Below are 19,491 nucleotides of genomic sequence, written 5' to 3'. Positions count from 1 at the left end.
CTACTCAGCGCAACATGCCGCTGCCGTAGCCCTTCAGGTTGGCTTTCTTCATCAGGGATTCGTACTGGTGCGAAACGAGGTGCGATTGTACTTGGGACATGAAGTCCATCACAACCACGACCACGATCAGCAACGAGGTCCCGCCAAGGTAGAACGGAACGTTTGCCGCAACCACCAGGAACTGGGGAAGCAAGCAGACGGCCGTCATGTAAAGAGCACCGAACAAGGTCAAACGAGTCAGAACGCCATCAATGTAGCGCGCAGACTGCTCACCAGGACGGATACCCGGAATAAAGGCACCGGACTTCTTCAGGTTTTCCGCTACGTCTTTCGGATTGAACATCAACGCCGTATAGAAGAAGCAGAAGAAAATAATCCCTGCACTAAACAGCAGAATATTCAACGGCTGACCAGGAGCGATCGACTGCGAGATGTCCTGCAACCAGCCCATACCTTCAGACTGGCCGAACCAGGCACCCAACGAAGCCGGGAACAGCAAGATGCTGCTCGCGAAAATGGCCGGGATAACACCGGCCATGTTCACCTTCAACGGCAAGTGGCTGGTCTGCGCAGCAAAAACCTTACGGCCCTGCTGACGCTTGGCGTAGTGAACAGCAATACGACGCTGACCACGCTCGATGAACACCACGAAACCGATAATCGCTACTGCCAGCAAACCGATGGCAACCAGAGCAAAGATGTTGATATCGCCCTGACGCGCAGACTCGAAAGACTGCCCGATCGCTCTCGGAAGACCGGCGACGATACCTGCGAAGATCAACATCGAGATACCGTTGCCAACACCACGCTCAGTAATCTGCTCACCCAGCCACATCATGAACATCGCGCCCGCCACAAAAGTGGTTACCGCGACGAAATGGAAGCCAAAGTCACCAGTGAACGCTACGCCCTGCCCCGCCAGACCGATGGACATGCCAACGGCCTGGACGAGAGCGAGGACGACAGTGAGGTAGCGGGTGTACTGGCTGATCTTGCGACGGCCAGCTTCACCTTCCTTCTTCAACTGCTCCAACTGCGGACTGACAGCGGACATCAGCTGCATGATGATCGATGCCGAAATGTACGGCATGATCCCCAGTGCAAAGATGCTCATCCGCTCCAGCGCGCCGCCGGAAAACATGTTGAACAAGCTAAGAATGGTCCCCTCATTCTGTCGAAACAGGTCCGCGAGTCGGTCCGGGTTGATACCTGGAACCGGGATGTGTGCGCCTATTCGGTAGACGATAATCGCCAGGAACAGAAAACGCAGACGAGCCCAGAGTTCAGACATACCGCCTTTGCCGAGCGCAGAGAGAGCACCTTGCTTAGCCATTTATTCCTCGAACTTGCCGCCAGCTGCTTCGATAGCCGCACGCGCACCTTTGGTGGCGCCGATTCCCTTTCCGATGGTGACAGCACGAGCAACTTCGCCCGACAGCATGATTTTCACACGCTGTACGTTCTGGTTGATCACGTTGGCATCCTTCAGGGACTGCACGGTGACGATGTCGCCGTCCACTTTGGCCAGCTCGGACAGACGCACTTCAGCGCGGTCCATGGCTTTCAGGGAAACGAAACCGAATTTCGGCAGGCGACGATGCAGCGGCTGTTGACCGCCTTCAAAGCCTGGAGCGATGGTGCCACCGGAGCGGGAGGTCTGACCTTTGTGGCCACGGCCACCGGTCTTGCCCAAACCACTACCGATACCACGGCCCGGACGATGCTTTTCGCGACGGGAACCCGGCGCTGGACTCAGATCATTGAGTTTCATCGATTAACCCTCGACACGCAGCATGTAGTAAGCCTTGTTGATCATCCCGCGATTCTCGGGAGTATCCTGGACTTCTACAGTGTGACCGATGCGACGCAGACCCAGACCCTTAACGCACAGTTTGTGGTTAGGGATGCGGCCGGTCATGCTTTTGATCAGCGTAACTTTTACGGTAGCCATGATCAGAAGATCTCCTTGACGCTTTTGCCACGCTTGGCGGCAATGGATTCAGGAGACTGCATTGCTTTCAAACCCTTGAAAGTGGCGTGAACCACGTTTACTGGGTTAGTCGAGCCGTAGCACTTGGCCAGAACGTTCTGAACGCCAGCAACTTCGAGGACAGCACGCATAGCGCCACCAGCGATGATACCGGTACCTTCAGAAGCAGGCTGCATGTACACCTTCGAAGCGCCATGGGCAGACTTCATTGCGTACTGCAGGGTGGTGCCGTTCAGATCAACCTGGATCATGTTGCGGCGAGCAGCTTCCATTGCCTTCTGGATCGCAGCAGGCACTTCACGCGACTTGCCACGGCCGAAGCCAACACGGCCCTTACCATCACCTACCACGGTCAACGCGGTGAAAGTGAAGATACGGCCGCCTTTAACGGTTTTGGCTACGCGGTTAACTTGAACCAGCTTCTCGATGTAGCCTTCGTCGCGCTTTTGGTCGTTATTTGACATAACTTAGAACTCCAGCCCAGCTTCACGAGCAGCATCAGCCAGCGCCTTGACGCGGCCGTGGTACTTGAAGCCAGAGCGGTCGAAAGCCACCTGCGAGACGCCAGCGGCTTTAGCACGCGTAGCGACCAGCTGGCCAACCTTAGTGGCCGCGTCGATGTTGCCAGTGGCGCCATCACGCAGTTCTTTATCCAAAGTCGAGGCACTTGCCAGGACTTTGTTGCCGTCGGCCGAAATGACCTGGGCGTAGATGTGCTGCGACGAGCGGAACACGCAGAGACGCACGACTTCGAGTTCGTGCATTTTCAGGCGTGCTTTGCGAGCGCGACGCAGTCGAGTAACTTTTTTGTCGGTCATTTGCTATGCCCTACTTCTTCTTGGCTTCTTTACGACGGACGACTTCGTCCGCGTAGCGCACACCTTTGCCTTTGTACGGCTCTGGTGGACGGAAGTCGCGGATCTCGGCGGCCACTTGACCTACCAGCTGCTTGTCGATGCCCTTGATCAGGATATCGGTCTGGCTAGGAGTCTCAGCGGTGATGCCTTCCGGCAGTTCATAATCCACTGGGTGCGAGAAGCCAAGAGCCAGGTTCAGCACTGTGCCTTTTGCTTGCGCTTTGTAACCAACACCGACCAGCTGGAGCTTGCGCTCGAAGCCTTGGCTTACGCCTTGGACCATGTTGTTAACCAACGCACGAGTGGTACCAGCCATTGCGCGAGTCTGTTGATCGCCATTGCGAGCAGCGAAACGCAGCTCACCAGCTTCTTCAACGATCTCAACGGACGAATGGATGTTCAGTTGCAGAGTGCCCTTGGCACCCTTCACCGAAAGCTGTTGGCCTGCGAATTTGACTTCGACACCGGCTGGCAGCTTAACGGGGTTCTTAGCGACGCGTGACATGCTTATCCCCCCTTAGAACACAGTGCAAAGAACTTCGCCGCCGACACCGGCAGCGCGCGCAGCACGATCCGTCATCACACCTTTGTTGGTGGAGACGATAGACACGCCCAGGCCGCCACGAACTTTCGGCAGATCCTCAACGGACTTGTACTGACGCAGGCCAGGACGGCTAACGCGCTTCACTTCCTCGATGACCGGACGGCCTTCGAAGTACTTCAGCTCGATGGACAGCAGAGGCTTGATTTCGCTGCTGATCTGATAACCCGCAATGTAACCTTCGTCCTTCAGGACTTTGGCAACAGCTACCTTCAACGTGGAAGATGGCATGCTTACGACGGACTTTTCAGCCATCTGGGCATTACGGATACGAGTTAGCATGTCCGCTAACGGGTCCTGCATACTCATGGGCTAGACGCTCCTAATACACAAAAAATTAGCCTTTCGGCTAGTACGTGTCGCCGAGCGCATCCGCGCAATAAAAACACGGGCTCAGGCGAGCCGGGTATTCTAGACACACCCCAGAAATGAATCAAGCCCCAAAAGGGGCTTGATTCAAGTTCAAGGTCACCGGCGGTCAGGATCTCGCGACCCCGAACACCAGGACATTGACAGTGCTTACCAGCTGGCTTTGACCAGACCTGGAACGTCACCACGCATAGCGGCTTGACGCAGCATGTTACGGCCGAGGCCGAACTTGCGGTACACGCCGTGCGGACGACCAGTCAGGCGGCAGCGGTTACGCATGCGCGAGGCGCTGGCGTCACGTGGCTGCTTCTGCAGTGCTACGGTAGCTTCCCAACGCGCTTCTGGACTTGCGTTCAGATCAACGATGATAGCTTTCAGCGCTGCACGCTTGGTGGCGTACTTGGCAACGGTGAGCTGACGCTTCAGCTCACGGTTCTTCATGCTCTTCTTGGCCATTGTCCTACTCCAATCAGTTGCGGAACGGGAATTTGAAAGCACGCAGCAGCGCGCGACCTTCTTCATCCGTCCGAGCAGTGGTGGTCAGGGTAATGTCCAGACCGCGGAGAGCGTCGATCTTGTCGTAATCGATTTCCGGGAAAATGATCTGCTCTTTCACGCCCATGCTGTAGTTGCCACGACCATCGAAGGACTTGGCATTCAGGCCGCGGAAGTCGCGAACCCGAGGCAGGGAGATCGACAGCAGACGATCCAGGAACTCGTACATACGCTCACGGCGCAGGGTCACTTTGACGCCGATCGGCCAACCTTCACGGACTTTAAAGCCAGCGATGGATTTCCGAGCGTAAGTCACAACGACTTTCTGACCGGTGATCTTTTCCAGGTCGGCAACGGCATGCTCGATGACTTTTTTGTCGCCGATCGCTTCGCCCAGACCCATGTTCAGGGTGATTTTGGTAACGCGCGGAACTTCCATCACGTTCGAAAGCTTAAGTTCTTCCTTAAGTTTCGGTGCGATTTCCTTCCGGTAAATCTCTTTTAGTCGTGCCATGGTCTTCTACCTAGCAGTGTTCAAGCATCAACCGCTTTTTGGGTCGACTTGAAGACACGAATTTTCTTACCGTCTTCTACTTTGAAACCAACGCGGTCAGCCTTGTTGGTTTCGCCGTTGAAGATGGCGACGTTGGAAGCGTGCAGTGGCGCTTCTTTCTCGACGATACCGCCTTGTACGCCCGACATCGGGTTAGGCTTGGTATGACGCTTGACCAGGTTCAGACCACCAACAACCAGACGGTTGTCAGCAAGAACCTTCAGCACCTTACCGCGCTTACCCTTGTCTTTGCCGGCGATCACGATGATCTCGTCGTCACGACGAATCTTTTGCATGTCGGATCTCCTTACAGCACTTCTGGGGCGAGCGAGACGATCTTCATAAACTTCTCAGTACGAAGTTCACGGGTCACTGGCCCAAAGATACGGGTGCCGATTGGCTCTTGCTTGTTGTTCAACAGAACAGCAGCGTTGCCATCAAAGCGGATGATGGAGCCGTCAGCACGACGAACACCGTGGCGAGTGCGGACTACGATAGCAGTCATCACTTGGCCTTTTTTCACCTTACCGCGAGGAATTGCTTCCTTGACGGTAACTTTGATGATGTCACCGATACCAGCGTAACGACGATGGGAGCCACCCAGCACCTTGATGCACATAACACGGCGAGCGCCGCTGTTATCGGCCACATCGAGCATGGATTGAGTCTGAATCATATAATTTCTCCGACCCCTAGCCCTTAGACTTCCACAGCGCGTTCGAGAACATCAACCAGTGCCCAAGACTTGGTCTTAGCCATCGGACGAGTCTCACGAATAGTGACCTTGTCGCCGATGTGGCACTGATTGGTTTCGTCGTGCGCGTGCAGCTTAGTCGAACGCTTAACGTATTTACCGTAGATCGGGTGCTTAACGCGACGCTCGATCAGAACGGTGATGGTTTTGTCCATCTTGTCGCTGACAACACGGCCAGTCAGCGTACGGACAGTTTTTTCGGCTTCAGCCATGATTACTTACCTGCCTGCTGGTTGAGCACAGTTTTCACGCGAGCGATGTCACGCTTAACTTGCGAGAGCAGATGAGACTGCCCCAACTGGCCAGTTGCTTTCTGCATACGCAGATTGAACTGGTCGCGCAGCAGGCCGAGCAGTTGCTCGTTCAGCTGCTGTGCTGATTTTTCACGAAGTTCATTCGCTTTCATCACATCACCGTCCGTTTAACAAAGGAGGTGGCGAGCGGCAGCTTTGCAGCAGCCAGGGCGAAAGCCTCACGCGCCAGCTCTTCAGAAACACCCTCGATTTCGTACAGGACTTTGCCTGGCTGAATCTGGGCAACCCAGTACTCCACGTTACCCTTACCTTTACCCATCCGAACTTCGAGTGGCTTCTTGGTGACAGGCTTGTCCGGGAATACACGGATCCAGATCTTGCCGCCACGTTTTACGTGACGGGTCAGAGCACGACGCGCTGACTCGATCTGACGAGCGGTGAGACGACCACGAGCAACAGACTTCAGCGCGAACTCGCCGAAGCTGACTTTGCTACCGCGCAATGCCAGGCCACGGTTGTGACCGGTCATCTGCTTGCGGAACTTCGTACGCTTTGGTTGCAACATTTGGCGTACCCCTTACTTAGCAGCTTTTTTACGAGGCGCTGGTGCTTGTGGCTTCAGTTCTTCTTGGCGACCACCAATTACTTCGCCTTTGAAGATCCAAACCTTTACACCGATCACACCGTAGGTGGTGTGAGCTTCGTAGTTGGCATAGTCGATGTCGGCACGCAGGGTGTGCAGTGGCACACGACCTTCGCGATACCATTCAGTACGTGCGATTTCAGCACCGCCGAGACGACCGCTCACTTGGATTTTGATGCCTTTGGCACCAATGCGCATTGCGTTCTGTACAGCGCGCTTCATAGCGCGACGGAACATTACACGGCGCTCCAGCTGCTGAGCTACGCTCTGCGCAACCAGCATACCGTCGAGTTCCGGCTTGCGGATCTCTTCGATATTGATGTGCACAGGCACACCCATTTGCTTGGTCAGGTCCTGACGCAGTTTCTCAACATCTTCACCTTTCTTCCCGATAACGATACCTGGGCGAGCGGTGTGGATGGTGATACGTGCAGTCTGAGCCGGACGATGGATATCGATACGGCTGACGGACGCGCTTTTTAGTTTGTCTTGGAGATACTCACGCACCTTCAGATCAGCGAACAAGTAGTCCGCATAAGTCCGACCGTCTGCGTACCAGACGGAGGTGTGCTCCTTGACGATTCCCAGGCGAATGCCAATGGGATGTACTTTCTGACCCATCTCTTCGACTCCGTTACTTGTCAGCAACCTTGACAGTGATATGGCAAGACCGCTTGACGATGCGATCAGCACGGCCTTTGGCACGTGGCATGATGCGCTTCAGCGAACGCCCTTCGTTGACGAAAACGGTGCTGACCTTCAGGTCATCAACGTCTGCGCCTTCGTTATGCTCGGCGTTGGCTACGGCCGACTCCAGCACTTTTTTCATGATCTCGGCGGCTTTCTTACTGCTGAAAGCCAACAGGTTGAGCGCTTCGCCCACCTTCTTCCCGCGGATCTGGTCGGCGACCAAGCGGGCTTTCTGGGCGGAGATTCGAGCGCCCGACAACTTAGCGGCTACTTCCATTTCCTTACCCCCTAACGCTTGGCTTTCTTGTCAGCCACGTGCCCACGGTATGTGCGGGTACCGGCGAACTCGCCCAGTTTGTGGCCGACCATGTCTTCGTTCACGAGAACTGGGACGTGCTGGCGACCGTTGTGTACAGCGATGGTCAGACCGACCATTTGTGGCAGGATCATCGAACGGCGCGACCAGGTCTTAACTGGTTTGCGATCGTTCTTTTCCGCCGCCACTTCGATCTTCTTCAGTAGGTGAAGATCAATAAAAGGACCTTTTTTCAGAGAACGTGGCACTGTCGTATCCCTCTATTTACTTGCGACGACGGACGATCATTTTGTCGGTACGCTTATTACCACGAGTCTTCGCGCCCTTAGTCGGGAAGCCCCATGGCGATACCGGATGACGACCACCAGAGGTACGACCTTCACCACCACCATGTGGGTGGTCAACCGGGTTCATGGCAACACCACGAACGGTTGGGCGAACGCCACGCCAGCGCTTGGCACCAGCTTTACCCAACGAACGCAGGCTGTGCTCGGAGTTCGAGACTTCGCCCAGGGTCGCACGGCATTCAGCCAGTACTTTACGCATCTCACCAGAACGCAGACGCAGGGTCACGTAGACACCTTCACGAGCGATCAGCTGAGCCGAAGCACCAGCGGAACGAGCGATTTGCGCGCCTTTACCTGGCTTCAATTCGATGCCGTGTACGGTGCTACCAACTGGAATGTTACGCAGTTGCAGAGCGTTGCCCGGCTTGATCGGCGCCAAGGCACCTGCGATCAGCTGGTCGCCAGCGCTCACGCCTTTAGGGGCGATGATGTAGCGACGCTCGCCATCTGCGTACAGCAGCAGAGCGATGTGAGCAGTACGGTTTGGATCGTATTCGATACGCTCGACGGTGGCAGCGATGCCATCCTTGTCGTTGCGACGGAAGTCGACCAGACGATAATGCTGCTTATGACCACCACCAACGTGACGAGTGGTAATACGGCCATTGTTGTTACGACCACCAGACTTCGATTTTTTCTCGAGCAGCGGTGCGTGAGGAGCGCCTTTATGCAGCTCCTGGTTGACCACCTTGACCACAAAACGGCGGCCAGGGGAAGTCGGTTTGCATTTAACGATTGCCATGATGCACCCCTTCCTTACTCAGCACTGCTGCTGAAATCGAGATCTTGGCCTGGCTGAAGGGAGATAACTGCCTTCTTCCAGTCATTACGCTTGCCCAGACCGCGAGCAGTGCGCTTGCTCTTACCCAGAACATTCAGGGTAGTAACGCGCTCTACTTTGACGCTGAACAGGCTTTCGACGGCCTTCTTGATTTCCAGCTTGGTTGCATCGGTTGCAACCTTGAAAACGAACTGGCCTTTCTTGTCTGCCAGAACCGTAGCCTTCTCGGAAACGTGCGGGCCAAGCAGAACTTTAAATACGCGTTCCTGGTTCATCCCAGCAGCTCCTCGAATTTCTTCACGGCCGACACGGTGATCAACACCTTGTCGTATGCGATCAGACTGACCGGATCGGAACCCTGCACGTCACGAACGTCGACGTGTGGCAGGTTGCGAGCAGCCAGGTACAGGTTCTGATCAACAGCGTCAGACACGATCAGGACGTCAGTCAGACCCATGCCATTCAGCTTGTTCAGCAGATCTTTGGTTTTCGGTGCTTCAACAGCGAAGTCCTGAACCACGACCAGACGATCAGTACGCACCAGCTCAGCAAGGATGGAACGCATTGCTGCGCGGTACATCTTCTTGTTCAGCTTCTGGGAGTGATCCTGAGGACGAGCTGCGAAAGTGGTACCGCCGCCACGCCAGATTGGGCTACGGATAGTACCGGCACGAGCACGGCCAGTACCTTTCTGACGCCATGGGCGCTTACCGCCACCAGAAACGTCGGAACGGGTCTTTTGCTGCTTGCTACCTTGACGGCCGCCGGCCATGTAGGCCACGACTGCTTGGTGAACCAGCGTCTCGTTGAATTCGCCGCCAAATGTCAGTTCGGAAACTTCGATCGCTTGAGCGTCATTTACATTTAATTGCATGTCAGCTTCCCCTTAACCGCGAGCCTTGGCTGCTGGACGTACAACCAAGTTGCCGCCAGTAGCGCCAGGAACAGCGCCCTTGACCAACAACAGATTGCGTTCAGCGTCCACGCGCACTACTTCGAGGGACTGCACGGTCACGCGCTCAGCGCCCATATGACCGGACATTTTTTTGCCCTTGAATACACGACCAGGAGTCTGGCACTGGCCGATAGAGCCTGGAACGCGGTGGGATACGGAGTTACCGTGGGTGTTATCTTGCCCGCGGAAGTTCCAACGCTTGATCGTACCCTGGAAGCCTTTACCTTTGGACTGACCGGTTACATCAACCAGTTGACCAGCAGCGAAGATTTCAGCGTTGATCAGATCGCCGGCCTGGTACTCGCCTTCTTCAAGGCGGAATTCCATTACGGTACGACCAGCGGCTACGTTCGCCTTGGCGAAGTGGCCAGCTTGAGCAGCTGTTACACGCGAAGCGCGACGCTCGCCGACAGTGACTTGCACTGCACGATAGCCATCGGTCTCTTCAGTTTTGAACTGGGTGACGCGATTCGGCTCGATCTCAATGACCGTGACCGGAATGGAGACACCTTCTTCGGTGAAAATACGGGTCATACCGCATTTACGACCGACTACACCAATAGTCATGTTGTAAACCTCATGAGTGTACGGGGCTTTCACCCGCTATGGCCGCCCATTTCAGAGCGTTACACGACTAAGACCGAGTCTTAGCCGAGGCTGATCTGCACTTCCACACCGGCCGCAAGATCAAGCTTCATAAGAGCATCAACGGTTTTATCCGTTGGCTGGACGATGTCCAGAACGCGCTTATGAGTACGGATCTCGTACTGGTCACGCGCGTCTTTGTTGACGTGCGGGGAGACCAGAACGGTGAACCGCTCTTTACGGGTAGGCAGTGGAATTGGACCACGCACTTGAGCACCAGTACGTTTCGCGGTTTCCACGATTTCCTGGGTGGATTGGTCGATCAGGCGATGGTCAAAAGCCTTCAACCTGATACGGATTTGCTGATTTTGCATTGGATTTCAGACTCCGGCTGCTATTCCCACCGGGCGCAATACGCCCGTTAAAAGGAGGCGCAATTCTATAGACGCCCCTGATAGGTGTCAACCTAATAAAAAAGCCCCCGCTAAGCGGGGGCTTTCTTGTTCATCGAGTCGGCTCTGAAAGAGTCTTATTCGATGACTTTGGCTACGACGCCAGCGCCGACGGTACGACCGCCTTCACGGATAGCGAAACGCAGGCCGTCTTCCATTGCGATGGTCTTGATCAGAGTGACAGTCATCTGAATGTTGTCACCTGGCATTACCATTTCAACGCCTTCTGGCAGCTCGCAGTTACCAGTCACGTCAGTTGTACGGAAGTAGAACTGTGGACGGTAGCCTTTGAAGAACGGAGTGTGACGACCGCCTTCTTCCTTGCTCAGAACGTAGACTTCTGCGGTGAACTTGGTGTGCGGCTTGACGGTGCCTGGCTTGACCAGAACCTGGCCACGCTCAACGTCGTCACGCTTGGTGCCGCGCAGCAGTACGCCGCAGTTCTCGCCAGCACGACCTTCGTCGAGCAGCTTGCGGAACATTTCAACGCCGGTGCAGGTAGTTTTCTGAGTGTCGCGCAGACCGACGATCTCAACTTCTTCCTGGATACGGACGATGCCACGCTCAACACGACCAGTCACAACAGTACCGCGACCGGAGATCGAGAATACGTCTTCGATTGGCATCAGGAACGGCTTGTCGATAGCACGCTCTGGCTCTGGGATGTAGCTGTCCAGAGTTTCCACCAGCTTCTTGACAGCAGTGGTGCCCATTTCGTTGTCGTCTTGGCCGTTCAGAGCCATCAGAGCCGAACCGATGATGATTGGAGTGTCATCACCTGGGAAGTCGTAAGTGCTCAGCAGGTCGCGCACTTCCATCTCAACCAGTTCCAGCAGCTCAGCGTCGTCAACCATGTCAGCCTTGTTCAGGAAGACAACGATGTACGGAACGCCTACCTGACGGGACAGCAGGATGTGCTCACGGGTTTGTGGCATCGGACCATCAGCGGCCGAGCAAACCAGGATCGCGCCGTCCATCTGGGCAGCACCGGTGATCATGTTTTTTACGTAGTCGGCGTGACCTGGGCAGTCAACGTGTGCGTAGTGACGCACGGACGAATCGTATTCAACGTGAGCGGTGTTGATGGTGATACCGCGAGCCTTCTCTTCCGGGGCGCTGTCGATCTTGTCGAAGTCAACCTTGGCCGAACCGAAAACTTCGGAGCAGACACGGGTCAGAGCAGCGGTCAGGGTAGTTTTACCGTGGTCAACGTGGCCGATGGTGCCAACGTTGACGTGCGGTTTGTTCCGTTCAAATTTTTCTTTAGCCACGACAATTAACTCCTAGCTTAAAGGGGCTGGATCAGCCTTGCTTTTTGGTAACAGTCTCGACGATATGCGACGGAGCTGTATTGTATTTTTTGAATTCCATAGAGTAGCTTGCGCGACCCTGAGACATGGAGCGAACGTCGGTTGCGTAACCGAACATCTCACCCAACGGAACCTCGGCGCGGATAACCTTGCCGGAAACCGTATCTTCCATACCCAGAATCATGCCACGACGACGGTTAAGGTCGCCCATGACATCACCCATGTAGTCTTCAGGCGTAACGACTTCTACCGCCATGATAGGTTCAAGCAACTCACCACCGCCCTTCTGGGCCAGTTGCTTGGTAGCCATGGAAGCAGCCACCTTAAACGCCATCTCGTTGGAGTCGACGTCGTGGTAAGAACCGTCGAACACAGTCGCCTTCAGGCCGATCAGCGGATAGCCGGCAACAACGCCGTTCTTCATCTGCTCTTCGATACCTTTCTGGATCGCCGGGATGTATTCCTTAGGAACCACACCACCAACGACTTCGTTCAGGAATTGCAGACCTTCCTGACCTTCGTCAGCCGGTGCAAAACGGATCCAGCAATGACCGAACTGGCCACGACCGCCGGACTGGCGAACGAACTTACCTTCGATTTCACAGCTCTTCGTGATGCGCTCACGATAGGAAACCTGAGGCTTACCGATGTTGGCTTCGACGTTGAACTCACGGCGCATCCGGTCAACCAGGATGTCCAGGTGCAGCTCGCCCATGCCGGAGATGATCGTCTGACCAGTCTCTTCATCAGTCTTGACGCGGAAAGAAGGGTCTTCCTGAGCGAGCTTGCCCAGAGCGATACCCATTTTTTCCTGGTCGTCCTTGGTCTTAGGCTCAACGGCAACCGAGATAACCGGCTCCGGGAAGTCCATGCGAACCAGGATGATTGGCTTGTCAGCGTTGCACAAGGTTTCACCGGTGGTGACGTCCTTCATGCCGATCAAGGCCGCGATGTCGCCAGCGCGCACTTCCTTGATTTCTTCACGGGCGTTTGCGTGCATTTGCACCATACGACCCACGCGCTCTTTCTTGCCTTTTACCGAGTTGATCACGCCGTCGCCGGATGCCAACACGCCCGAGTAAACTCGAACGAAGGTCAAGGTACCCACGAATGGGTCAGTAGCGATCTTGAACGCCAAAGCCGCGAACGGCTCGTCGTCACTTGCGTGACGCTCCATTTCCTCTTCCTCGTTATCCGGGTTGGAACCCTTGATAGCAGGAATGTCGGTTGGAGCAGGCAGGAAGTCGATAACGGCGTCGAGAACCAGGGGAACGCCCTTGTTCTTGAAGGAAGAACCGCAAACAGCCAGAACGATCTCACCAGCGATAGTACGCTGACGCAGAGCGGCCTTGATTTCCTCGTTGGAGAGTTCTTCGCCCTCGAGGTACTTGTTCATCAGCTCTTCATTGGCTTCGGCCGCAGCCTCAACCATGTTGCTGCGCCATTGCTCGGCTTCTTCCAACAGCTCGGCAGGAATTTCCTTACGAACAGGGACCATGCCCTTGTCGGAGTCATTCCAGTACACGGCCTGCATGTTGATCAGGTCGATCTGGCCCTGGAAGTTGTCTTCCGAACCGATAGCGAGCTGGATAGGCACCGGAGTGTGACCCAGACGCTGCTTGATCTGACCGATCACGCGCAGGAAGTTGGCACCAGCACGGTCCATCTTGTTTACATAAACAAGACGTGGAACACCGTATTTGTTGGCCTGACGCCATACGGTTTCCGACTGAGGCTCAACGCCCGAAGTACCACAGAACACAACGACCGCACCGTCGAGTACACGCAGGGAACGCTCAACTTCAATGGTGAAGTCTACGTGGCCCGGGGTATCGATAACGTTGAAGCGATGCTCGTGCGGATACTGCTTCTCGGAACCTTTCCAGAAGGCGGTAATAGCAGCAGAAGTAATGGTAATACCACGCTCCTGCTCCTGAACCATCCAGTCTGTGGTCGCGGCGCCGTCATGCACCTCGCCCATTTTGTGACTTTTGCCGGTGTAAAAAAGGACGCGCTCGGTGGTGGTGGTCTTACCAGCATCCACGTGAGCAACGATACCGATGTTACGGTAGCGGTTAATCGGTGTAGTACGAGCCATAAAGCCCTCGCAAATTGAGTGACGCTAAAATTAGAAGCGGTAGTGCGAGAAAGCCTTGTTGGCTTCAGCCATACGGTGCACGTCTTCACGCTTCTTAACTGCAGCACCTTTACCTTCAGCAGCGTCCAACAGTTCACCAGCCAAACGCAGGGCCATAGACTTCTCGCCGCGCTTGCGGGCGAAGTCTACCAGCCAGCGCATTGCCAGGGCGTTACGACGGGAAGGACGAACTTCGACCGGAACCTGGTAAGTAGCACCGCCTACACGGCGCGACTTCACTTCGACCAGCGGAGCGATGGCGTCGAGAGCTTTCTCGAAGATTTCCAGGGGATCGCTGTTCTTGCGTTCCTTAACTTTGTCCAGTGCGCCATAAACGATACGTTCGGCAACGGCTTTCTTGCCGCTTTCCATAACGTGGTTCATGAACTTGGCGAGAATCTGGCTTCCGTATTTCGGATCGTCCAGAATCTCACGTTTGGCTGCTACGCGACGTCTTGGCATGATAAGCCCTCAAGCGGTCTTCAGGTTAGCCCGGGACAGCGGATGCGTGCCCGACCTTACTCTTATCGACTCAATAAAAATGAAAAACTGCAAAACGACCGATTACTTCGGACGCTTGGTACCGTACTTCGAGCGACCCTGGTTACGACCTTTAACGCCGGAAGTATCCAAAGAACCGCGGACGGTGTGGTAACGAACACCTGGCAAGTCTTTTACACGACCGCCGCGGATCAGTACCACGCTGTGCTCTTGCAGGTTGTGACCTTCACCACCGATGTACGAGGAAACCTCGAAACCGTTGGTCAGGCGCACACGGCATACTTTACGCAGTGCCGAGTTAGGTTTTTTCGGCGTGGTGGTATACACACGGGTGCATACGCCACGACGTTGCGGGCAGTTCTGCAGCGCAGGCACGTCGGATTTCTCGACGATACGCTTACGCGGCTGACGTACCAGCTGGTTGATAGTTGCCATCTACTAGCTCCACTGTTGTCTTGCGACGCTATTGTCTTACAAGAAAAGCAAAATGGCAGGAACGAATTCCCGCCAAATTTAGGGGATCAAGAGTCTAAAGAGGATCTTGTCCCCAGTCAAGGCAAGGCCCCGACCTCCCCGCCCGCCGAATCTCGACAATTTGTCTCGATCCGCCGAACGGGATGGCCAGGGCCAGGCACTTAATCAAGGCCGAACTCAGTTACCGCTCGAGTTCAGTGCTTCGGTCAGTGCAGCTTCCACTTCACTGGCGCTCACGCGCAGCGGCTTGTCTGCATCACGACGACGCTTGCGTTCGCTGTGATAGGCCAAACCGGTACCGGCCGGAATCAGACGACCCACGACCACGTTTTCTTTCAGGCCGCGCAAGTAGTCGCGCTTGCCGGTTACCGCCGCCTCGGTCAGTACGCGAGTGGTTTCCTGGAAGGAAGCCGCCGAGATGAACGATTCGGTGGACAGCGACGCCTTGGTGATACCCAGCAGTACGCGAGTGAACTTGGCAAGGAACTTGTCCTCGTTCGCCAGACGCTCGTTTTCCACCAGCACGTGAGTCAGTTCCATCTGGTCGCCCTTGATGAAGCTGGAGTCGCCAGACTCGGAGATCTCAACTTTACGCAGCATCTGACGCAGGATGGTCTCGATGTGCTTGTCGTTGATCTTCACGCCCTGCAGACGATAAACGTCCTGGATTTCGTTCACGATGTACTTGGCCAGCGCACTGACACCCAGCAGACGCAGGATGTCATGTGGATCGCTCGGACCGTCGGAGATAACTTCGCCGCGGTTTACCTGTTCGCCTTCGAAGACGTTCAGGTGACGCCACTTAGGAATCAGCTCTTCGTACGGATCGCTACCGTCGTTCGGGGTGATAACCAGGCGGCGCTTGCCCTTGGTTTCTTTACCGAACGCGATGGTGCCGCTGACTTCAGCCAGAATCGAGGCTTCTTTCGGACGACGAGCTTCGAACAAGTCGGCAACACGCGGCAGACCACCGGTGATGTCGCGGGTCTTCGAAGTTTCTTGCGGGATACGAGCGATAACATCACCGATCGCGATCCGCGCACCGTCCGCAACACCGACCAGGGCGTTGGCTGGCAGGAAGTACTGAGCGATTACGTCAGTACCTGGCAGCAACAGATCCTTGCCGTTGTCGTCGACCATCTTCACGGCCGGACGGATGTCCTTGCCTGCAGCTGGACGATCTTTTGCGTCGAGCACTTCGATGTTGGTCATACCGGTCAATTCGTCAGTCTGACGCTTGATCGTGATGCCTTCTTCCATGCCCACGTAGGTCACGGTACCTTTCATCTCGGTGACGATTGGGTGAGTGTGCGGATCCCACTTGGCCACGATGGCACCAGCGTCGACCTTGTCGCCTTCCTTCACCGAAATCACGGCACCGTACGGCAGCTTGTAGCGCTCGCGCTCACGACCGAAGTCGTCGGCAATCGCCAACTCACCGGAACGGGAAACGGCGACCAGGTGACCGTCGACACGCTCAACATGCTTCAGGTTGTGCAGGCGGACAGTACCGCCATTCTTCACCTGAACGCTGTCGGCCGCGGAGGTCCGGCTTGCCGCACCACCGATGTGGAACGTACGCATGGTCAGCTGGGTACCCGGCTCACCGATGGACTGGGCAGCAATAACGCCGACCGCTTCACCGATGTTCACCTGGTGACCACGTGCCAGGTCGCGACCGTAGCACTTGGCGCAGATGCCGTAGCGGGTTTCACAGCTGATCGGCGAGCGCACGATCACTTCGTCGATGCTGTTGAGCTCGATGAATTCGACCCACTTCTCGTCAACCAGGGTGCCAGCAGGAACGATGACGTCCTCGGTACCCGGCTTGAATACGTCACGGGCGATGACACGACCCAATACGCGCTCACCCAGCGGCTCAACAACGTCACCGCCTTCGATGTGCGGAGTCATTACCAGGCCATGCTCGGTGCCGCAATCGATCTCGGTCACGACCAGATCCTGGGCAACGTCTACCAGACGACGAGTCAGGTAACCGGAGTTCGCCGTTTTCAACGCGGTATCCGCAAGACCCTTACGAGCACCGTGAGTGGAGATGAAGTACTGGAGTACGCTCAAACCTTCACGGAAGTTCGCAGTAATCGGGGTCTCGATGATGGAGCCGTCCGGCTTGGCCATCAGGCCACGCATACCGGCGAGCTGACGGATCTGCGCAGCAGAACCCCGCGCACCCGAGTCGGCCATCATGTACATCGAGTTGAAGGATTCCTGGTCGACTTCCTTGCCATGGCGGTCGATGACCTTCTCTTTCGAGAGGTTGGCCATCATGGCCTTGGATACTTCGTCGTTCGCCTTGGACCAGAGGTCGATCACCTTGTTGTACTTCTCGCCCTGGGTTACCAGGCCGGAGGCGTACTGGCTTTCGATCTCTTTCACTTCTTCGGTGGCTGCACCGATGATGCGGGCTTTTTCATCAGGGATAACGAAGTCGTTAACACCGATGGAAACGCCGGAGATGGTCGAATAGGCAAAACCGGTGTACATCAACTGGTCAGCGAAGATCACGGTCTCTTTCAGACCAACCACGCGGTAGCACTGGTTGATCAGCTTGGAGATCGCCTTTTTCTTCATCGGCAGGTTGACGACATCGAAGGACAAGCCTTTCGGCACGACCTGGAACAGCAGCGCACGGCCGACGGTGGTGTCGACGATACGAGTGTTGGTCACGCTGTTGCCATCACGATCGTTTACGGTTTCGTTGATCCGCACCTTGACCTTGGCGTGCAGTGCGGCTTCGCCGGCACGGAACACACGGTCAACTTCCTGCAGGTCCGCGAACACACGACCTTCGCCCTTGGCGTTGATCGCTTCACGAGTCATGTAGTACAGACCCAATACAACGTCCTGGGACGGAACGATGATTGGCTCACCGTTGGCTGGCGACAGGATGTTGTTGGTCGACATCATCAACGCACGCGCTTCGAGCTGGGCTTCCAGCGTCAGCGGTACGTGCACGGCCATTTGGTCGCCGTCGAAGTCGGCGTTGTACGCAGCACAGACCAGCGGGTGCAGCTGGATAGCCTTACCTTCGATCAGTACCGGTTCAAACGCCTGGATACCCAGACGGTGAAGGGTCGGTGCACGGTTGAGCAGCACTGGGTGTTCGCGAATCACTTCGGCAAGAACGTCCCAGACCTCTGGCAGCTCGCGCTCGACCATCTTCTTGGCGGCCTTGATGGTGGTCGCAAGACCACGCATTTCCAGCTTGCCGAAGATGAACGGTTTGAACAGTTCCAGGGCCATTTTCTTTGGCAGGCCGCACTGGTGCAGACGCAGGGTCGGGCCTACGGTAATTACCGAACGACCGGAGTAGTCAACACGCTTACCGAGCAAGTTCTGACGGAAACGACCCTGCTTACCCTTGATCATGTCAGCCAGGGATTTCAGAGGACGCTTGTTCGAACCGGTGATAGCGCGGCCACGACGACCGTTGTCGAGCAATGCGTCCACCGCTTCCTGCAACATACGCTTTTCGTTGCGCACGATGATGTCCGGAGCGGACAGATCGAGCAGGCGCTTCAAGCGGTTGTTACGGTTGATCACCCGACGATACAGATCGTTGAGGTCGGAAGTCGCGAAACGACCGCCATCGAGCGGAACCAGCGGACGCAGGTCTGGCGGCAGTACCGGCAGAACGGTCAGCACCATCCACTCTGGCAGGTTGCCGGAACCCTGGAAGGCTTCCATCAACTTCAGACGCTTGGACAGCTTCTTGATCTTGGTTTCGGAGTTGGTTTGCGGAATCTCTTCACGCAGACGACCAATCTCGTGCTCCAGGTCGATAGCGTGCAGCAGTTCGCGGACAGCTTCGGCACCCATGCGGGCATCGAAATCGTCGCCGAACTCTTCCAGCGCTTCGAAGTACTGTTCGTCGTTGAGCAGCTGACCTTTTTCAAGAGTGGTCATGCCTGGATCGATAACGACATAGCTCTCGAAGTAGAGAACGCGTTCGATATCACGCAGGGTCATGTCCATCAGCAGGCCGATACGGGACGGCAGCGATTTCAGGAACCAGATGTGGGCAACCGGCGAGGCCAGTTCGATGTGCGCCATGCGCTCACGACGAACTTTTGCCAGCGCGACTTCAACGCCGCACTTCTCGCAGATCACGCCGCGATGCTTCAAGCGCTTGTACTTACCGCACAGGCACTCGTAATCCTTTACCGGGCCAAAGATCTTGGCGCAGAACAGACCATCACGCTCGGGTTTGAACGTACGGTAGTTGATGGTTTCCGGTTTTTTTACTTCACCGAACGACCACGAACGGATCATCTCAGGCGAGGCCAATCCAATACGGATGGCGTCGAACTCTTCGACTTGACCCTGGTTTTTCAGCAAATTCAGTAGGTCTTTCAAGGCCTTTCCTCCTGGCGGAGCAGAGAGCGGGCAAAACAGCCCCGCTCTCG

General features: G+C 55.7%; 27 protein-coding genes. All 27 read right to left on the bottom strand.

Going from position 1 to position 19,491, the window contains the following annotated elements; translation table 11 throughout:
• Nucleotides 1-4: 4 nt before the first annotated feature.
• Entirely contained in the window at nt 5-1,333 is a 1,329-nt protein-coding gene (gene secY, locus J3P81_RS02895; protein ID WP_018612224.1) for a preprotein translocase subunit SecY, read from the bottom strand.
• The gene (gene rplO, locus J3P81_RS02890; protein ID WP_003186032.1) at nt 1,334-1,771 is read right to left on the bottom strand and encodes a 50S ribosomal protein L15; all 438 of its coding nucleotides are present in this window, start codon (nt 1,769-1,771) and stop codon (nt 1,334-1,336) included.
• Nucleotides 1,772-1,774: 3 nt separating this feature from the next.
• Entirely contained in the window at nt 1,775-1,951 is a 177-nt protein-coding gene (gene rpmD / locus J3P81_RS02885; RefSeq protein ID WP_003176408.1) for a 50S ribosomal protein L30, read from the bottom strand.
• A gap of 2 nt (nt 1,952-1,953) precedes the next feature.
• Complete coding sequence (gene rpsE, locus J3P81_RS02880; protein WP_003186035.1) at nt 1,954-2,454, bottom strand: 30S ribosomal protein S5; 501 nt, start codon at nt 2,452-2,454, stop codon at nt 1,954-1,956.
• A 3-nt stretch (nt 2,455-2,457) separates the two neighbouring features.
• Nucleotides 2,458-2,808 carry a 50S ribosomal protein L18 gene (gene rplR, locus J3P81_RS02875; protein WP_003186037.1) on the bottom strand — a complete coding sequence of 117 codons (351 nt, stop codon included), beginning with the start codon at nt 2,806-2,808 and terminating at the stop codon, nt 2,458-2,460.
• A 10-nt stretch (nt 2,809-2,818) separates the two neighbouring features.
• Nucleotides 2,819-3,352: a 50S ribosomal protein L6 gene (gene rplF, locus J3P81_RS02870; RefSeq protein ID WP_003186039.1), complete on the bottom strand. Its 534-nt coding sequence runs from the start codon at nt 3,350-3,352 to the stop codon at nt 2,819-2,821.
• A gap of 12 nt (nt 3,353-3,364) precedes the next feature.
• A complete protein-coding gene (gene rpsH / locus J3P81_RS02865) occupies nt 3,365-3,757 on the bottom strand; it encodes a 30S ribosomal protein S8 (protein ID WP_017848802.1) in 393 nt (130 codons plus the stop codon).
• Nucleotides 3,758-3,967: 210 nt separating this feature from the next.
• Nucleotides 3,968-4,273, bottom strand: a complete 306-nt coding sequence (gene rpsN, locus J3P81_RS02860) for a 30S ribosomal protein S14 (protein ID WP_003186042.1) — start codon at nt 4,271-4,273, stop codon at nt 3,968-3,970.
• 13 nt (nt 4,274-4,286) lie between these two features.
• Nucleotides 4,287-4,826, bottom strand: a complete 540-nt coding sequence (gene rplE, locus J3P81_RS02855; RefSeq protein ID WP_030140492.1) for a 50S ribosomal protein L5 — start codon at nt 4,824-4,826, stop codon at nt 4,287-4,289.
• Nucleotides 4,827-4,846: 20 nt separating this feature from the next.
• Complete coding sequence (gene rplX, locus J3P81_RS02850; protein WP_003186046.1) at nt 4,847-5,161, bottom strand: 50S ribosomal protein L24; 315 nt, start codon at nt 5,159-5,161, stop codon at nt 4,847-4,849.
• Between the two features lie 11 nt (nt 5,162-5,172).
• Nucleotides 5,173-5,541 (bottom strand): 50S ribosomal protein L14, encoded by a 369-nt coding sequence (gene rplN / locus J3P81_RS02845; RefSeq protein ID WP_420767526.1) that lies wholly within the window; start codon nt 5,539-5,541, stop codon nt 5,173-5,175.
• Between the two features lie 23 nt (nt 5,542-5,564).
• On the bottom strand, nt 5,565-5,831 hold the full coding sequence (gene rpsQ / locus J3P81_RS02840) for a 30S ribosomal protein S17 (protein ID WP_003194644.1): 267 nt from the start codon (nt 5,829-5,831) through the stop codon (nt 5,565-5,567).
• 2 nt (nt 5,832-5,833) lie between these two features.
• A complete protein-coding gene (rpmC, locus tag J3P81_RS02835; RefSeq protein ID WP_002555481.1) occupies nt 5,834-6,025 on the bottom strand; it encodes a 50S ribosomal protein L29 in 192 nt (63 codons plus the stop codon).
• Complete coding sequence (rplP, locus tag J3P81_RS02830; protein WP_003186052.1) at nt 6,025-6,438, bottom strand: 50S ribosomal protein L16; 414 nt, start codon at nt 6,436-6,438, stop codon at nt 6,025-6,027. Before rplP ends, rpmC begins: the two co-directional genes overlap by 1 nt.
• Before the next feature lie 12 nt (nt 6,439-6,450).
• A complete protein-coding gene (gene rpsC / locus J3P81_RS02825) occupies nt 6,451-7,137 on the bottom strand; it encodes a 30S ribosomal protein S3 (RefSeq protein WP_003176422.1) in 687 nt (228 codons plus the stop codon).
• 13 nt (nt 7,138-7,150) lie between these two features.
• Nucleotides 7,151-7,483 carry a 50S ribosomal protein L22 gene (gene rplV / locus J3P81_RS02820; RefSeq protein WP_003103908.1) on the bottom strand — a complete coding sequence of 111 codons (333 nt, stop codon included), beginning with the start codon at nt 7,481-7,483 and terminating at the stop codon, nt 7,151-7,153.
• Between the two features lie 11 nt (nt 7,484-7,494).
• Complete coding sequence (rpsS, locus tag J3P81_RS02815; protein ID WP_002555486.1) at nt 7,495-7,770, bottom strand: 30S ribosomal protein S19; 276 nt, start codon at nt 7,768-7,770, stop codon at nt 7,495-7,497.
• A 16-nt stretch (nt 7,771-7,786) separates the two neighbouring features.
• Nucleotides 7,787-8,611 (bottom strand): 50S ribosomal protein L2, encoded by an 825-nt coding sequence (gene rplB / locus J3P81_RS02810; protein WP_007924198.1) that lies wholly within the window; start codon nt 8,609-8,611, stop codon nt 7,787-7,789.
• 14 nt (nt 8,612-8,625) lie between these two features.
• Nucleotides 8,626-8,925: a 50S ribosomal protein L23 gene (gene rplW / locus J3P81_RS02805; RefSeq protein ID WP_002555488.1), complete on the bottom strand. Its 300-nt coding sequence runs from the start codon at nt 8,923-8,925 to the stop codon at nt 8,626-8,628.
• Nucleotides 8,922-9,524 (bottom strand): 50S ribosomal protein L4, encoded by a 603-nt coding sequence (gene rplD / locus J3P81_RS02800; RefSeq protein ID WP_003186057.1) that lies wholly within the window; start codon nt 9,522-9,524, stop codon nt 8,922-8,924. Before rplD ends, rplW begins: the two co-directional genes overlap by 4 nt.
• Before the next feature lie 12 nt (nt 9,525-9,536).
• Entirely contained in the window at nt 9,537-10,172 is a 636-nt protein-coding gene (gene rplC / locus J3P81_RS02795) for a 50S ribosomal protein L3 (protein WP_003186059.1), read from the bottom strand.
• An 80-nt stretch (nt 10,173-10,252) separates the two neighbouring features.
• Nucleotides 10,253-10,564 carry a 30S ribosomal protein S10 gene (rpsJ, locus tag J3P81_RS02790; RefSeq protein ID WP_003186070.1) on the bottom strand — a complete coding sequence of 104 codons (312 nt, stop codon included), beginning with the start codon at nt 10,562-10,564 and terminating at the stop codon, nt 10,253-10,255.
• 155 nt (nt 10,565-10,719) lie between these two features.
• Nucleotides 10,720-11,913: an elongation factor Tu gene (gene tuf / locus J3P81_RS02785; RefSeq protein WP_339481469.1), complete on the bottom strand. Its 1,194-nt coding sequence runs from the start codon at nt 11,911-11,913 to the stop codon at nt 10,720-10,722.
• Between the two features lie 31 nt (nt 11,914-11,944).
• Nucleotides 11,945-14,050 (bottom strand): elongation factor G, encoded by a 2,106-nt coding sequence (fusA, locus tag J3P81_RS02780; protein WP_434562044.1) that lies wholly within the window; start codon nt 14,048-14,050, stop codon nt 11,945-11,947.
• A gap of 30 nt (nt 14,051-14,080) precedes the next feature.
• The gene (rpsG, locus tag J3P81_RS02775) at nt 14,081-14,551 is read right to left on the bottom strand and encodes a 30S ribosomal protein S7 (protein WP_003186074.1); all 471 of its coding nucleotides are present in this window, start codon (nt 14,549-14,551) and stop codon (nt 14,081-14,083) included.
• 102 nt (nt 14,552-14,653) lie between these two features.
• A complete protein-coding gene (gene rpsL / locus J3P81_RS02770) occupies nt 14,654-15,025 on the bottom strand; it encodes a 30S ribosomal protein S12 (RefSeq protein WP_003186084.1) in 372 nt (123 codons plus the stop codon).
• Nucleotides 15,026-15,241: 216 nt separating this feature from the next.
• Nucleotides 15,242-19,441, bottom strand: a complete 4,200-nt coding sequence (rpoC, locus tag J3P81_RS02765) for a DNA-directed RNA polymerase subunit beta' (RefSeq protein WP_420767525.1) — start codon at nt 19,439-19,441, stop codon at nt 15,242-15,244.
• Nucleotides 19,442-19,491 lie beyond the last annotated feature (50 nt).

Source organism: Pseudomonas sp. R1-6 (assembly GCF_051132115.1).
Taxonomy (GTDB): domain Bacteria; phylum Pseudomonadota; class Gammaproteobacteria; order Pseudomonadales; family Pseudomonadaceae; genus Aquipseudomonas.
Note: the sequence above shows the minus strand (reverse complement) of the source record. Positions and strands in the feature narration are given on the sequence as shown.